Source organism: Saccharothrix syringae (assembly GCF_009498035.1).
GTDB lineage: Bacteria > Actinomycetota > Actinomycetes > Mycobacteriales > Pseudonocardiaceae > Actinosynnema > Actinosynnema syringae.
Genome location: NZ_CP034550.1, coordinates 6,504,466 through 6,517,537 on the forward strand (window position 1 = coordinate 6,504,466; position 13,072 = coordinate 6,517,537).

Annotated in this window: 13 protein-coding genes and 4 pseudogenes; 6 read left to right on the forward strand and 11 right to left on the reverse strand. The window is 71.2% G+C overall.

Features of this window, described 5'->3' with window-relative positions; all coding sequences use genetic code 11:
• Positions 1-69: 69 nt before the first annotated feature.
• The 4 genes from EKG83_RS27745 to EKG83_RS27760 form a co-directional block, all read right to left on the reverse strand.
• Complete coding sequence (locus EKG83_RS27745) at positions 70-933, reverse strand: ParB and winged helix-turn-helix domain-containing protein (protein ID WP_051764816.1); 864 nt, start codon at positions 931-933, stop codon at positions 70-72.
• 530 nt (positions 934-1,463) lie between these two features.
• A complete protein-coding gene (locus tag EKG83_RS27750; protein WP_033428927.1) occupies positions 1,464-3,323 on the reverse strand; it encodes an FAD/NAD(P)-binding protein in 1,860 nt (619 codons plus the stop codon).
• Positions 3,324-3,634: 311 nt separating this feature from the next.
• Positions 3,635-4,768, reverse strand: coding sequence for an NAD(P)/FAD-dependent oxidoreductase (locus EKG83_RS27755; RefSeq protein WP_051764814.1), 1,134 nt, complete (start codon positions 4,766-4,768; stop codon positions 3,635-3,637).
• An 89-nt stretch (positions 4,769-4,857) separates the two neighbouring features.
• Positions 4,858-5,754: an RNA polymerase sigma-70 factor gene (locus EKG83_RS27760; RefSeq protein WP_033428925.1), complete on the reverse strand. Its 897-nt coding sequence runs from the start codon at positions 5,752-5,754 to the stop codon at positions 4,858-4,860.
• Between the two features lie 445 nt (positions 5,755-6,199).
• On the opposite strand from EKG83_RS27760, the pseudogene EKG83_RS27765 reads away from it, so the two are divergent.
• The 4 genes and pseudogenes from EKG83_RS27765 to EKG83_RS48350 form a co-directional block, all read left to right on the forward strand.
• Positions 6,200-6,953: pseudogene (locus tag EKG83_RS27765) on the forward strand (IS701 family transposase); the annotation flags it as partial.
• Between the two features lie 32 nt (positions 6,954-6,985).
• Positions 6,986-7,204 (forward strand): annotated as a pseudogene (locus EKG83_RS49830) (helix-turn-helix domain-containing protein); the annotation flags it as partial.
• A gap of 25 nt (positions 7,205-7,229) precedes the next feature.
• Positions 7,230-7,340, forward strand: coding sequence for a winged helix-turn-helix domain-containing protein (locus EKG83_RS49835; RefSeq protein ID WP_407690793.1), 111 nt, complete (start codon positions 7,230-7,232; stop codon positions 7,338-7,340).
• The gene (locus EKG83_RS48350) at positions 7,337-8,104 is read left to right on the forward strand and encodes a transposase (protein WP_063741259.1); all 768 of its coding nucleotides are present in this window, start codon (positions 7,337-7,339) and stop codon (positions 8,102-8,104) included. The genes EKG83_RS49835 and EKG83_RS48350 overlap by 4 nt, the downstream gene beginning before the upstream one ends.
• Here EKG83_RS48350 and EKG83_RS49440 read toward each other — a convergent pair.
• The 4 genes and pseudogenes from EKG83_RS49440 to EKG83_RS27785 all read right to left on the reverse strand — a co-directional run.
• A pseudogene (locus EKG83_RS49440) lies at positions 8,074-8,427 on the reverse strand (transposase); the annotation flags it as partial. The gene EKG83_RS48350 and the pseudogene EKG83_RS49440 overlap by 31 nt on opposite strands.
• A 42-nt stretch (positions 8,428-8,469) precedes the next feature.
• Positions 8,470-8,637 (reverse strand): annotated as a pseudogene (locus tag EKG83_RS50030) (helix-turn-helix domain-containing protein); the annotation flags it as partial.
• Positions 8,638-8,751: 114 nt separating this feature from the next.
• Positions 8,752-8,889 (reverse strand): hypothetical protein, encoded by a 138-nt coding sequence (locus tag EKG83_RS48355; RefSeq protein ID WP_170191772.1) that lies wholly within the window; start codon positions 8,887-8,889, stop codon positions 8,752-8,754.
• 166 nt (positions 8,890-9,055) lie between these two features.
• Entirely contained in the window at positions 9,056-10,435 is a 1,380-nt protein-coding gene (locus EKG83_RS27785) for an AfsR/SARP family transcriptional regulator (RefSeq protein ID WP_153278491.1), read from the reverse strand.
• Between the two features lie 157 nt (positions 10,436-10,592).
• Between EKG83_RS27785 and EKG83_RS27790 the strand changes: the two genes are divergently transcribed.
• Positions 10,593-10,940 (forward strand): hypothetical protein, encoded by a 348-nt coding sequence (locus EKG83_RS27790; RefSeq protein ID WP_153278492.1) that lies wholly within the window; start codon positions 10,593-10,595, stop codon positions 10,938-10,940.
• A gap of 106 nt (positions 10,941-11,046) precedes the next feature.
• Positions 11,047-11,559: a transposase gene (locus EKG83_RS49840; protein WP_084716105.1), complete on the forward strand. Its 513-nt coding sequence runs from the start codon at positions 11,047-11,049 to the stop codon at positions 11,557-11,559.
• On the opposite strand, the gene EKG83_RS48360 is transcribed toward EKG83_RS49840, so the two are convergent.
• From EKG83_RS48360 to EKG83_RS27805, 3 genes are all read right to left on the reverse strand, one after another.
• The gene (locus tag EKG83_RS48360) at positions 11,483-11,899 is read right to left on the reverse strand and encodes a hypothetical protein (RefSeq protein ID WP_228123001.1); all 417 of its coding nucleotides are present in this window, start codon (positions 11,897-11,899) and stop codon (positions 11,483-11,485) included. The genes EKG83_RS49840 and EKG83_RS48360 overlap by 77 nt on opposite strands.
• A complete protein-coding gene (locus tag EKG83_RS48365) occupies positions 11,875-12,099 on the reverse strand; it encodes a hypothetical protein (protein ID WP_063741257.1) in 225 nt (74 codons plus the stop codon). The genes EKG83_RS48360 and EKG83_RS48365 overlap by 25 nt, the downstream gene beginning before the upstream one ends.
• Positions 12,100-12,608: 509 nt before the next feature.
• On the reverse strand, positions 12,609-13,040 hold the full coding sequence (locus EKG83_RS27805; protein WP_407690733.1) for a VOC family protein: 432 nt from the start codon (positions 13,038-13,040) through the stop codon (positions 12,609-12,611).
• Positions 13,041-13,072 lie beyond the last annotated feature (32 nt).

Consider the following 13,072-nt stretch of genomic DNA (forward strand, 5'->3'; position numbering starts at 1 on the left):
ACCCCCAATTGATGCGAACGCGTATCGGAACTCGTCGGTTCCCACACGCGCTCCCCACAGGCTGCGAAATCATGCCCGACCCGGGGCCGGCCGAACAGGAATGCGCCGGTCGGTGTCGCCCCCGTGCCGTTCCAGCCGCTCGGCCACGCCGTCCCACACCTCCGCGCACTCGCGGGCGGCCGAGGACACCAGCTCGACCAGGTGTCGGGGGGTGTGCTCGATCATCGGCTGACGCCGGCGCATCGACCGCATGTGCAGGTCGAGCAGGAGCAACAGCCGCTTGATCTCCCCGGAGCGCACCACCGGGTCGCTCAGCAGCGCGATCATGGCGTCCACCGGTACCGGCGGCGGGTCCTCCAGCCGCTTGCGCACCTCCCGCACCGTCGAGGGCGACAGGCCGGTGGCCTTGGCGACCTCCCGCAGGGACGCGGACGGCCGGTCCTCCAGCATCCGCCGCGCCTCCAACCGGCTCACCGAGGTGTCCAGCGGCCACTGCCTGCCGTCCTGGCCGACCCGGTGGGTGTGCGAGTGGGTACTTTCCCCACTCGCACACTTCCGCAGCGCCCCGACGGTCTTGTGCGACAGGCCCGCTATGGTCGAGATGCGCCGGTCGGACCACGTGCCGTGCTCGGCGATCAGCCGGGCGGCCGCGGCCTTGCGGTCGGCCAGCGCCAGCGGCAGGCCATGTGTGGTGTTCGCGGTGACCGCCAGGACGAACGCCTCGGCCGGCGTGCCGTCGAAGAACACCACGTCGATCTCGACGTCGCCCCGGTGCTGTGCGGCGCGCAGCCGGTGCAGCCCGTCGACGACGCTCATGGTGGGGCGGTGCACGACGATCGGCGGCAGGCTCCCGGCCACCTCGGCCAGCGCCCGCACGTGCGCCACGTCGACCCCGGCGGACCGGACCCGCCACCCCACCACGAGCGAGTCCACGGCGACCCTGGTCGGTGCCGAGCACTCCACTCCCGAGCCCGGGGCGACCGCCCCGTCCCGCCCACCCGCGACGGACCCATTGGTGACCGAAGACATATCCCCCCCGCCATCCCGCACGATAGATCGACTGGCTATCCTCGAATACCGGCGGCAACATCTACCCGACAGCCCTGCTGCGAATTCCTGAGCGGTCCGCCGGCCGACCCCGCACAGCTGCGCGGCCGGCCCCTCCGGCCGCCCGGTGGTGCTCGACGGCCCGACTCTCGAACGAACCCGTGAATCGCACGGGTGTTCCCCCATCGGTGCCAACATGCCACGGGGGCCCACCGTTGGGTCAATCGGCCGATGGGGTCAATCGGTGAATGCGGACAACCGCCGCCGGGTTCCCCCGCTTGACATCCGTACCGAGCCGTACGGTTGACGGAACAAGAGCCATCCGACCCGGTCGAATGCGCCATCGGAAACGTCCGGTGGCAGGTTCCCGGCCCCGGTCGGAGCCGGGAAGCACCCCGCGCGGCGCGCACGGCCGGTTAGCCCATTCCCAGGCAGGCCCGCGCGATGGCGTCCGAATCGCCCAGGATCACCGAATCCACCCCGGGTCTGATGCCCGCCGCGGTCGCCCAGTGCACCGACTCGGTCGGCACCCCGTAGGCGAATCGCGCCGGGTGCGGCCTGCCCGCGCGGTCCACCACCCGGTAGGGCCGCGCGGTGACATCCACCGCGCCGGTCTCGTACGCTCCGGCCAGGTCGTCCGGAATGCGATACGGCCGGCACTGCCCGCGCCCGACCATGTCGCCGAGCAGCGGCTCGGTCGCCGTGCGCAGGTCCGGAGCGGGCAGCCGCGCCTCGACCAGCGCGGTGACCAGCACCTGCGAGCCCGCGACGGCGGGCGAGGACACCACGAACCCGCCCCGGCCGGGTCGGACCCGCAGCTCCGGGCCGACCGGCACCACCACCCCGGCCTCCACCAGCGCCACGAGTTCCGCGACCCGGCTCGGCGGCGGTCCGATCGAGGTGAACGCGTTGAGCGGCGTGTACCAGGAGCGCAGCTCGTCCCGGTACGACGCACCCGCGATACCGGCCTGGTCGACCGCCAGTCGCACCTCGTTGCGCAGGTCGCGCAGCACGTCGAGGGCCGCCTTGAGCGGTCCGCGCACGTTGCCGCGCCGGGCCTGCGCCAGGTCGGACCGCAGGTGGTCGAGCATCCAGCGGCGGAACGCCCCGGGACCTGCGAACGCCAAGCCCCGCAACGGCTGCGCCACCGCGTCCCAGTCCCACCGTTCCCCGGTGCCCACGCCGTGCGCGCGCAGCAGCACGTCCACCTCCGCCGGGTCGGTGCGGACGTACTCGGTCAGGAACTCCCCCGCCCGTGGCGCGCCGTCCCGGTCGGCGATCAGCGCGTGGTAGTACACCGCCTCGACCTCCCGGGCGATCAGCGGCCACACGTGCGCGCGGAACTCCGTACGGGGGCGTCGCCGCAGGTCGCGAATGGTGTCCTGGTCGAGGAAGAGCGGCGCGTGCCGCCCGGTCGCGCCCTTCTGGTTCTCCCCGCGCGAGTGGTACGGGACACCGCGCCGCGACCCCGCGTACAGCACGGGCTCCTTCCCGGAGGGCTCGTAGCGCGGGGCGTCGCGGTCGCCGGTGAACCGCCCACCGCGCCCCACCGTGAGCAGTGCCACGTGGTCGAAGAAGTTCAAGCCCAGGCCGCGCACGCCGACCGGTTCGCCGGGGGTGACCCGGTCGTGGTCGGCCTCGGCGGGGTTGCCGGGCGGCAGGTAGGTCAGGCCGTGGCGCGCGGCGAACCCCGCCAACTCGCGCTCGACCCCGGTGGGCGCGGCGTCCACGTGGCCCTGCGCCAGCACCACCGCCTCGACCACCACCCGCGTACCGTCGTCGAGCAGCACGGACTGCCCGCCACCGGGCAGGTCGTCCAGGGACAGCGCGGTCCGCTGGTGGCGCACCACGGTGACGTCGGGCGGCGCGGTGCGCGTGATGTGGTCGAGGAACCAGCACAGGTAGTGGCCGTAGAAGGCGCGCGTGGGGTAGGAGTCCGGGCCGAGCCCGGCGGCTTCCGCGCGCACGAGGGCGGAATACCCGCCCGCCGTGCCGGCGGCGACATCCCGGGCCCAGTCGTACAGGCTCGGGCCGGGTTCCACCGGACCCGCGCACCGCACGCTGTCGTCGGTGAACATGGTGACCTGGGAGGCCACCGTATTCATGACCAAAGAATCCGGTTGTCCGGTGCGCCAGACCCGGCCGCCGAATCCGAGGTAGGGGTCCACGACGTGCACCTCGACCGGTTCCCCGGTGGTCCGGGCGTTCGCGCAGAGTCGTTCCAGCACGGACAGGCCCCGCGGGCCCGCGCCGATTACGCAGATCCTGTTCGCCACGTCGTCACCACGTTCTCTGAAAACCAGCGGAAAGGCCGGGCGACCACGCGCCGAGGTCACCGGCCGAACCACCGGGAATGCGGAGGCGGGGAAGTGGCAGACGGAATCGACAGCGAATGCGATCCGAATGCCGACGACCACAGTGTGGCCATCGCCATCCGGGGGTGCAACCACTCGCGGGGACGCGGCAGGCAATCGTCGGCAGTGGCGCGCGCACGTTCCGGAAATCCGCGCGGTACCCGACCACCGGTCGGCCGCCTGGCCCGACGCGGGCGGCCGAGGGGTGGTTCGCGGTGGGTGGTCCGCGCGCATCAGGACGGCAACAGCGGTCCGGGCAGGCGGGTGAAGGTGAGCGCACTGCGCACGATGCCCTCCTTGAACAGCGCGGCGGCCCGGCCGGTGAGCACCCGGTCGCGCGGCCGGTCGTCGCCGTGCAGGAACTGGATCAGCCCGTCGCGGCGGCCGAGGCTGATGCACTGGAACGCGTAGCTGAACCGCATCGGGCGCGGGGTGCGGCCGGCCAGCCGCGCGGCGATGCTGTCCGCGACCTGCCGCCCGGACGGCAGTGCGGTAGCGCACGCCATGCGCAGCTCACCGCCCAGCGCCCCGCCCATCGCGGCGGCGTCACCCGCGGCGTAGACCTCGGGGTGGGAGTACGAGCGCATGGTGCCGTCGACCCTGACCCGCCCGGACCGGTCGACCTCCAGGCCCGCCCGCGCGGCCAGCGACGGCACGTCGAAGCCCACCGACCACACCACCGCGTCCGATGACAGGACCTGCCCGTCGTCGAGCACCAGCCCGTCCGCCGCGACCTCGACCACCTCGACGTGGTCGCGCACCTGCACGCCAAGCCGCTCCAGTGCGGAGCGCACGTGCGCCCGGCCGCGTGGGGACAGCCAGCCGCCCAGCTCCTCGTCGGTGACCAGCCGCAGCCGCAGACCGGGGTGGGTCTCGGCGAGTTCGGCGGCCACCTCGATGCCGGTCGCGCCGCCACCGACCACGGTGACCCACGCGCCGTCGGTCAAGTCCGCCAACCGGGCGCGGGCGGCAGCGGTGTCGGCCGCGCCGGAGACTGTCAGCGCGTGCTCGGCGACGCCCGGTACGCACCCGGTGCGGGCGGTACTGCCCGCCGTGTAGACCAGAGTGTCGTACTCCAACTCGTGCGACCCGCCCGTGGTCGCCACGGCCACCCGGCGCCCTGCCAAGGCGAGTTCGGTGACCGTACCGCGCAGGAACGCCACCCGTCGGTCGGCCAGCGTCTCCGCCAGCGACAGGTCGACGGCGGGCGCGCCGGCGGCGACCTCGTGCAGCCGGACCCGCTCCACGAACACGTCGGCCGGGTTGACCACCGTGACGGCGACTCGCCCGCCCAGGCCGCGCGCCGCCCGCTTGGCCGCCGACAGGCCCGCATAGCCCGCGCCCACCACCACGATGCGATGTGCCACCGCTCGCCCCTCCCTCGCCCGAACTCCGGGATGTCAGGGTTGAACCGGTCAGCGGACCCCGTTCTGACAGCACCGGGACGTGATGTGCATCACGCAGTCGTGCAGAGCTGGGAATCGGCGAAGGCGAGCTTGTCGGGGTTGACGACCGTGCGCAGGGCGGCTATCCGGCCGGCCATCATCTCCAGCACCATCACGCCCCACAGCCGGCCGGCGGACACCGCCAGGATCGCGGGCTCACCGTTGACCTCGCGGATGGCGATCTCCAGGCCGGGCAGCGATCCGGCCATCCAGCCGGCGAGGTAGCGGGCGACCTCGGGCGCGCCCCGCACCAGCCGCCTGGCGGCGGTGACCTTGCCACCGCCGTCGGCCCAGGACACCACGTCGGCGGCGAGCACGCGCTCCAGTTCGACCAGGTTGCCGGTACGGGCGGCGGAGAAGAACCGGCGGGCGATCAGCGCGCCCTGCGCCGGGTCGGGCTCGAACCGGCGACGCGACCGGTCCAGGTGCGCACGAGCCCGCCGGTAGAGCTGCTGGGAACTCGCCTCGCTGACGTTCAGCACTTCGGCGATGCCCCGGTGCGTGTACCCGAAGGCTTCGCGCAGCACGAACACCGCCCGCTCGGCCGGGGTCAGCCGCTCCAGCAGCACCAGCAGCGCCAGGGACACCGATTCGCGCTGCTCGGCGACCTCCATCGGCCCCAGCGGCGCGGTGTCGGTGAGCACCGGTTCGGGCAGCCACGGCCCGACGTAGCGCTCGCGGAGGTTGCGCGCGGAGGTGAGCCGGTTCAGGCACAAATTGGTCAGCACCTTGGCCAGCCACGCCCCGGGCGTGGCCACGTACTCCCGGTCGACCGCGCTCCACCGCAGATAGGTGTCCTGCACGACGTCCTCGGCCTCCGCGGCGGAGCCCAGCAGCCGATAGGCGAGCGCGAACAGCCGGGGGCGCTGCTGCTCGAACTCGGTCGCCGAATCGGGCGTGTCCGCCATGCTCCCAGGGTACTGAACGGCGAAACACGAACCGCCCGAAGGTCAACGCCATACTCCGGCCGACCCGTTCGCGTGGTTCAGCACGCTCTCGACTGGGCACCGGATCGACGATCGCGCCGATCGGGGTTCGTGCGTGCCGCCGCCGATCGCATAGCGATCAATCGCCTGCTCCGCCCGCGTTGCCGCAGCAGCCGAAATGGGGTCCGCCCGGCATTCGGCTTTGTCCCACTTTCGGAATGCCGGTGGTAATCCCGGGTGTTCGCCCCCTGGAGATCGTCGGTTAGCACTCCAGCCAAAGTTCGTGATCTCGACTGGTCAGGGGCCGTGAAGATGGGTGCGGCCACCGGACGATCATGAACGGTTCGTGAGGACTGTCCAAGATCATGTGGTGGCCGCGGGCCACAGCGTAGACCTCGACCGATGGCGGGATACACTCGACGGGCTCATGGCCCGCGTGGCCCGCCGGTTCACCCGAGTGGAACCGCGTCGACGAGCGCGTGCGTTCGTGCTGGGCCTGTTGTCGGATCTGCCGCGCAAGAACTGTTGGACGATCGCCGGGTATGTCGGCGATTCCGGGCCGGCGGGGATGCAGCACCTGTTGCGCAAGGCGGTGTGGGATGCCGACGCCGTCCGCGACGACATCCGCACGGTCGCCGTGGAGCACCTGGGCGCCGCCGACGCGATCCTGGTCGTGGACGAGACCGGGGACGTGAAGAAGGGCGTTCACACCGTCGGTGTGCGACGGCAGTACACCGGGACCGCAGGCCGGATCGAGAACGCGCAGGTCGGGGTGTTCCTGACCTGCACCACCGCCGTCGGGCACACCCTGATCGACCGGGAGCTGCACCTGCCGGCGTCGTGGACCGACGACACACGGCGCCGCGCGGCGGCGGGAGTGCCCGAGGACACCGTGTTCGCCACGAAGACCGAACTGGCCCGGCGCATGCTCGTTCGCGCGCTGGACGGCGGTGCCACGGCGGCCTGGGTGACCGGCGACGAGGTTCACGGCGCCGCCTCGGCGTTGCGCGCCGCCGGGGCACCGCTGGTTGTCGGTCCGCCGCAACCGCCGTACCGGAGAGTTGGCTTCCTATCGCTGCTACCCGCGGTCGTCGGTGGCGCTGTCGGTCCTGGTGCGGGACGAGCACCAGGTCCGAACCTGGCCCTCGTGGCACCGCTGGACCACGTTACTGATCTTTTCGTTTCGGGGTGATGGTGGGTGCATGCCGGTGGCATGCGGTATTCCGATGGTGGTGGTCTGACCGCGAAGCAGCGAGCCCAGCGGGAGCGGGTCCGGTTCGAGGCCGCCGGGATGTTCGCCCGGGGTGTGGCTCCGCCGCGGGTGGCGCGGCTGTTACGGGTCTCGCGCAAGTCCGCCTACGGCTGGCACACCCGCTGGCGGACCGGCGGGGTGGAGGTGCCGCGGTCGCGGGGCCCGTGCGGGCGGCGGTCGCGCATGCGCCCAGACCTGGTGGATCCTGCGGCAGATGGGCTTCACCCCGCAGCTGCCGGTGCAGCGGGCCGCCGAACGCGACGAGTCCGGCGTGGCCACCTGGGTGCGCACGACCTGGCCGCGTGAAAAACGGTGAGGGCCCGGGACGCGTGGCTGTGCTTCGTCGACGAGGCCGGGCAGCTGCTGCGGCCGCCCCGGACCCGCACCTGGGCCCGCCGTGGCCGGACACCGGCGCTGCCGGTGCGCACCACCCAGGCGGGGCGGGTGTCCCTGGCCGGCACGGTCTGCCGCAAACCCGACTTCGCCGTCCTGCTCGATGCCGCCCACCAGCAGTTGGGCGGGAACATCGTGCTGGTGTGGGACAACTACGTCCACCACGTCAACGCCGCCATGCGCGCACTGATCGCGACACAGCGGTGGTTGACGGTGTTCCGGCTGCCGCCCTACGCCCCGGACCTGAATCCGGCAGAGGGCGTGTGGTCTCACCTGAAACGCAGCCTGGCCAACCTGGCGCCCTTCGACCTCGACGGGTTCATCGCACAAATCGGATTCATCACCACGCCACCACGACGTCACCCTGAGCCGAAAGAGTCGGTAATGTTGTTGGCGCACCTGTTCCAGGCCGTCACGACCGCGGCCGAGCAGGCCGCACCGGCTCCGGCAGGGTTGATTCCGTTGACGCTGAACGAGATCCGACACTTGTCCGTCCGTCTGGTGATCAAGCATGTCGACCGTCCCGTGGACCGCCTGCACTGGTCATGGTGGCGACGACGCCACCAATACCGCGGTCGTGGTGTCGTCGCGAGGGTCAGTCCGGTCTGTGCCAGGCAGCCGTCGAGCACGTCGGGCCGGTACTGGTTGAGCAGCGACCCCCCGGTCAGGTTCAACTCCGGGGCGTAGGAGGGCAGGCGCACCACGTACAGCCAGTCCCGGCTCGCGTCGATGAACTCGACCAGCTCGTGCGCCTTACGGACGTTGAGGTTGTCCCAGATCCACACCATCGGAGCGTGCAGTTGGTTGTGGGTGGCCACGATCAGATCGCGGTACTCGGCCCAGGTGAAGCCGCGCCGTTCGCCCTTGTGGCCGCGCCACAGCCCTAGCCGGTAGACCAGGTGCGGCCTGGCACCGGACTTGAAGCACAGCACGCCGGCCATCGACACCCAACCTCCGCATCCGCCGCGCACCCGGAACACCGGGGTCTGTCCGCGCGGCGCCCAGGTCCGCAGCGAGTCTTCTACCCAGGGCCAGACCTCCCCGTGCCACACCCCGACCGCCCCGTCGTCACGCTCCAATGCGCGGTGCGCCGGGACCTGCAGCGACCAACCATGCCGGCGCAGCAGCCGCCACACCCCTGCACGGTGCAGCCGACGTGGAACAACCGGCCGATCATCGTCCTCACCCGGCCCAGGGTCCAGCCCCCGCCCTGGTCCCAGCCGTGCGCCAACGGACCCTTGGCCAGCTCACGCACCAACCGCTCCCACTGGACGGGCGAGAGGTGCTCCACCGACATCGATCCCACCGAGCGCAACGCCTCGAGCCCCCTCACGTCAGCTGCGACGCCACTTCTCCACCTGACGCACACCCACCCGCAACTCCGCCACCACCGCGGTCTTCCCACCCCGGACGAACCGGGCACCGGCCTCCAGCCGGATGCGCTCCCGCGCCCGCTGCTCGCGAGGCGTCAAGCCACCACCCTGCGCATACCTCGTCCACCCGGCATACCGCGACGATCAAGAAACGTCACGGGGCCAGTTCCACCCGCCAACACGAATTCAACCTCTGCAACTCCTCGATCAGGACCCTGCGAACCGCCCACTGGCCGACCTCCGCACAGGCCGGCCGCACCGGCGCTCAGGGTTCGAGGAGTTGTCCGAACTCCCTCACGTGTGTGCCGTGCCGGGAGTTCGAGCCTTCGATGACGGCCGCCTCCAGGACGTCGATCCGCACATCCGCGGCCTCGCGCGGCGACGTGACGCCGGGCGCCTGCTCGTAGTTCCAGACGATGACGTCGAGGAACACCGGGGCCCTCAGCCGCCACCCCCGCAGCAGGAACACCTGGGAGATGGCCGGGTACGGGGTGGACTCCTTGCTGGCGAGCCAGGACCACACCGACGCTTCGGCGACGCTGAAGTCCACGCCCGCCCAACGCAGTGCCTCCACGACCGCGGGTGCGAGCAGGGGTCCGTTGCGGCCCGGGTCGAGGTCGAGCAGGTCGTCGTAGCGGCGCGCTGCGTCGGCGAGCTTCGCCTGCGCTTCGGTCGCCTTCCCGTCGTGGTGGAGCTTCCGGGCGGCGGCGAAGAGGGCCTGCACGTGCTCGACCGGCTGCGGGGCCGGCGGGGCGGTGACGTCGCCTTGGAGGACGAGTGCCGCGAGCAGCGTGACCAGGACCGCCGGGGCACGTCGGCGGACCGGCATCGGCAGCGGTGGCGGCGGTGGCGGCGGTACGGCGGTCGCGGACACGAGAGCGGGTGCGCGTCGTGGGGGCGCGGACGGAAGTGGCTCGTCCTCCAAGAGCGTCCTGTGCACGGCCCGCAGTTCGGGTCCCGGGTCGGTGCCCAGCTCGTCGGCCAGGTGCCGCCGGACGGCGGTGTAGCGGTCGAGGGCTTCCGCGCCGCGTCCGGTCGCGTGCAGCGCCCGCATGAACAGGGCTTCGAGCGGCTCGGCCAAGGGGTACTCCGCGGCGAGGTCGGGCAGCGTGGTGACCACTGCGGCGGGCCGACCGAGGTCGAGCTCGATCCGCGCCCACCGCACCGCCGCATCCAGCCGCCGGCCGGACCATCCGGACCGGAGCCGCGCGGCCCACTCCCCGTGTACCCCGCCCAGCGGCGTGCCGCGCCACAGGGCCAACGCCTCGGCGAGCGCGGCGGCCCGCTGCTCGTCGTCACCGCCCTGTTCGGACAACCGCCGGAAACGGTGCACGTCGACCGAATCCGGGTCGATGTCGAGCATATAACCGGCGTGTCGCCGCACTATTCGCGCTTCCTCTTCGCCGGAAAACGTCGCCGCCTGCGCCAGCAACCGCCGGATTCGACTCAGATGGGAGTACAGCACCGCGCGCGGATCAGCGGGCGGCGAGCCGTCCCAGACCCGGTCGACGAGCGTGTCGATCGCGACCGGTCTTCGCGCGTCCACGAGCAACGCCACCAGCACCGCCTGCTGTCGAGGTGTGCCGACGGACAGCGACCGGCCTGCCGACCACACCTGAACCTCGCCGAATAATCGGAATTCCACGTGACTCCCCCCGGAGCGCTCGACCGCACGCCGAGCAGTTGGAAGCCGATTTTGGCTGCTGCGCAAGGTCGCCGCAAGGTCGGCGAACAGGGTGCGTCGACACAGTGCAAGCGGCTGAGCCGATCGGCCATTCGATTCGACCGAAACGGAGTTCCTCATGAGTGCGTTGCGGACCTTGTCCGTGTTGTGCGCGGTGGCCGCGTTCGCGGTCTCCGGCACCCTCACCGCCTCGGCCGTGGTCGCCGAGCCCGCGCCGACGGACGTGGCCGGCCAGGCGGGTCCCGACTACATCGCGCCCGACCGGGTGATCACCGCGGCGGAGGCCGTCGAGATGAAGAAGCGCATCGCGGCGTCCGCCGCAGCCCCGCAGTGGCGGTGGGTCGGCAACTTCAACGACCCGGTCGCGTTGGCGAACTTCGCCAACACACCCCCCGTCGCGGGTGCCGGCGGCATCATGGTGGAGGTACTGGACAACGGGCTGATGCCGACCTGGATGTACTTCTGATCAGGTAGTGCCCGCGAGGCCCGGCCCCACCGGCGATGCTGTCGGTGAGTCGATCAACGGCTACGCCCCCAACGTGATCATCCGATCGTGTCGGGGGCGTGGTCGTGTGGGGGCTGTCGGTGTCGTTGCGGTCCGCCGGTCCCCGAAGTACTCGTCTGAGCTGCGGGAACGCGCGGTTCGGTTGGTCTTTGAGTTGCGTGAGCAGGGCGAACGGACAGGTGTGATCGCTCGGGTCGCGGACCGGCTCGGGGTGCGTCGGGAGGCGTTGCGGACGTGGCTTCGGCAGGCCGAGGTCGATGGCGGGAAACGGCCGGGGACATCGACGAGTGATGCCCGGCGCATCGCCGAGCTCGAACGGGAGAATAGTGAGCTGCGGCGGGCGAACGATATCCTGAAGGCGGTGTCGGCGTATTTCATCCGGGAACTCGACCCCGAACCGCCGCGCTGGTCGAGTTCATCGACACCTATCGTGGGCGGTTCGGTGTTGAGCCGGTCTGTGCCGTGCTGGAGGTGTCGCCGTCCACGTATTGGGCGGCCAGATTTCAGGTGGCGTTCATTGATGATGAGCAGTCGGTCAATGACTTCGCGTCTGGTGGTGCCGACGAACCGTTCGGCGTAGCAGTTCGCTCTTGGGCAGCGTGGCGCGTGGCCTGGGCGCGCAGGAACCGCCGCCACGACAGGTCGGTGTCGCGCCTCGGTGCCGGCGGTATCCGTAGGCGCTTGAGCACGCGGCGGACGGTCGACGCGGCTACCCGGTGGCCGAGTTTGAGCAGTTCGCCCTGGACCCGGCGGTAGCCCCAACCAGTGTTCCCCCGCGCCATCTGCTCGATCAACACCGCCACGGTGCCGTCGACCTGCGGACGCCCGGTCCGGCTCGGGTAGGTCCACTTCCTCGCGACCAAGCGCAGGTGCCATCGCAGGATGGTGCCTGGCGTCACCAGTCGGTGCATGCGCAGCACCTGGGAAATCGTCGCACCAATGCGGCGAGCACCGCGCGATCGGCCCAGTCCAGCCGCAGGCGGGGAGTGGCCCGGCGCAGCACGGCAACCGCGTGCCGCAGTACCGGTAACTCGACGTCCTCGGCCGCCGGCGACCGGCCGAGGAGAACCAACCAGTCGACGAGCCGGACGAAGATCGGGTACAGCAGTCGTAACGCCACGCTCCACGATCATGACCTGTGGTCCATGGCGCGCGATCACCGCAGATCAGCGCCCCAGTGCAGGGTTCTGGAAGCCCACAGGCTGGTGTGGGCGAGAAGACGGGTGAGGACGACCATGGTGCCCGGCTCAACATGAGGAAGTCCCTGCGCGGCAAGGGTCTGGAGCGCGCGGTTCACGCCTGGCCCGGGTCATCCGCTCTGCTGAAACGCAGCCGCCGATCGGCACCGGCGGGGTCCTTGTCGGTGTCCATCACGTCGAGGCCAGGGGTCCGCACTGCCTTGTCGGGTGGGTGAGGGAGGGTGCGCTTCACCCGGGAACAGCACCTCCGGGTGAGGCGCGGCCTGGTCACATCATCTCCGTCGACGTGAAGGACATGCCCAGGCACGCGGCCGGCAAGCGCGAGTGGACGATGTGTCGCCGTCCGGTCCGCGAACGCCGGTGCTGGTGAGGCGACATCGCTCCCCGGCCGCGTCGCACGCTTCCTTCACGCGCCGATGTTCCTTCGACGTCAGCGTGCGAACTTCTCGATCGCCGCCGGGGTGACGGGGGTGAAGAAGTTGACGAGGTTGCCGTCGGGGTCGCGGAACAGCAGTGATCGGTTGCCCCAGGGCATCGTGGTCGGCTCGGTGACGAAGTCGGTGATGAAGCCGGTCAGGTCCTGGTGAACGCGGTCCACGTCGTCGACGAGGAACTCGGTGATCACGCTGTGGTTGTCCGCCGGGCGGGCAGAGCCCGGGGCGAACAGCGGGACCGTGCGGGTGCCGGCGATCGCGAGGGTGGCGCCCGCGGTCCTGAGTTCGGCGAAGTCCTCGGTGGCCCACGTCGCATGGACCCCTGTGGCGCGCTCGTAGAACGCGACGAGGCGCGCTACGTCGCTGGTGATGATGCGGATCGAGACGAAGTCCACGGGAGTCTCCTTGGCTGTGCTGTGGGCGTGCACGGCGCAGGCTAGGAGAAATAGTGGACAGAATC

Bases quoted from the DNA above. Each gene is read 5' to 3' on its own strand.
- EKG83_RS27790 (WP_153278492.1), top strand. From the start codon at position 10,593: ATGAGTGCGTTGCGGACCTTGTCCGTGTTGTGCGCGGTGGCCGCGTTC.
- EKG83_RS27760 (WP_033428925.1), bottom strand. From the start codon at position 5,754: ATGGCGGACACGCCCGATTCGGCGACCGAGTTCGAGCAGCAGCGCCCC.